The sequence below is a fragment of the Ruegeria sp. CF8 genome (assembly GCF_056537285.1).
The window spans coordinates 1-1,357 of the sequence record NZ_JBQFRG010000022.1; the positions used below are offsets into that span (position 1 = coordinate 1).

The 1,357-nt window shown below is 52.0% G+C and carries 2 protein-coding genes; both read left to right on the forward strand.

The window, feature by feature from the left end; genetic code table 11:
- Positions 1-130 precede the first annotated feature (130 nt).
- The gene (locus ACR0EV_RS23975) at positions 131-631 is read left to right on the forward strand and encodes a ClbS/DfsB family four-helix bundle protein (protein WP_480802408.1); all 501 of its coding nucleotides are present in this window, start codon (positions 131-133) and stop codon (positions 629-631) included.
- Positions 632-807: 176 nt separating this feature from the next.
- Positions 808-1,110 carry an ArsR/SmtB family transcription factor gene (locus tag ACR0EV_RS23980; RefSeq protein WP_480802409.1) on the forward strand — a complete coding sequence of 101 codons (303 nt, stop codon included), beginning with the start codon at positions 808-810 and terminating at the stop codon, positions 1,108-1,110.
- Positions 1,111-1,357: the final 247 nt, after the last annotated feature.

Sequence of the window (1,357 nt, forward strand, 5' to 3'; positions counted from 1 at the left end):
CATGACCGCTACGCGGACGAAGTGAACTTCGATAGCATCGGCGCGAATGGTCGCAATGGCTTTGTTGGAAAAACCAGTTTCGTTGAGCCAGATCAAGAAATTTATCGCTTGATTTGACTAGTGTTGAGTCATGCCAGCAGCAGCAAACAAAACCGATTTGCTGGCCGTGTTCGATAAGGATTTGGCCAAGCTACGCAATACGCTCGATGGCGTCGACGAAACAAATGCAACTTTGTCGGCCCCTGATGACGACGTCACGATAAAGGGTGTAATCGCGCATCGCACCCATTGGATGGGGATGTTCCACAGGTGGCACGAAGACGGCGTCGCGAAGCGCGAGGTGCATTTGCCAGCTAAGGGCTTCAAATGGAACCAACTCAAGGAATACAATGCTACGCTGTATGCGAGAGGCAACAAAACTCCTTGGGTGGAACTGCTCTCAGATTTCAGTGCCGCTTGCGACAAACTGCGTCGCTTTATCGAGGCACAAGATGACGGCTTGCTATACACCAGCCACGCGGTTCCATGGACCGGCAAATGGACCCTTGGTCGGTTTGCCGAGGCGTCCGGTCCATCACATTTCCGATCTGCCAATATCTACATCCGAAAGGCGTTGCGTAGTGCTCGCTGAAGTTAGTTTTCTCTCCGCACTTCGGACTGACAGGATTGTGAAACCAAGTAGGGCAGTTGCGCAATCCAACGCGGTCAGAGGCGCTTCTTCGCCAAAACTGCCGTTCACCCTGTCTGCAGAAACGATTGCTTTGGGCTCGATGCGTTCACTCGTAGTTGACAATAAGGAGCAATGGTTTGAGTGAAGGTTTTGAAGGTAAGGCGCTAGACGCTTCGAATCTTCTTAAGGCCATTTCCCATGAGGGGCGGCTGAAAATTCTTTGCTACCTAATGGCAGGCGAACGATCCGTAACTGAAATCCAAGAAAAGCTGTCGCTCAAACAAGCGGCAGCGTCACAACAGCTCGGGCGGCTTAGACTCGAAGGATTGATCTCCATGAGGCGGGAGGGGAAGAACATCTACTACCGCGTCTCTGACGCCAGAGTGTCGGCTATCGTCGGCGTATTGTACGAATTGTTTTGTCGCGAAGATGTTCAATAATAAAGAGTGAATGATGTCCGCTTTCGCGCAGATACGACCTGCTGCACGCACGAAAGGCGAAATGGGACCGAGGACAACTCCGAGGCTCGTACAAACCGTCTATGCTTGCCGCGGCGAACGTCGACTAGAGCCCAAATTTCCGGATGCTGCAGGTTGCGCAAACAACAGCAAACCAACACGAAGCAGACGTTGAAAATGTTGCAGATTTGCCGGGTTCCTGCGTTCGCAGTCACCATTGCGAACATTC

Coding starts and splice junctions, on each gene's coding strand:
- ACR0EV_RS23975 (WP_480802408.1), top strand. CDS start 131: ATGCCAGCAGCAGCAAACAAAACCGATTTGCTGGCCGTGTTCGATAAG.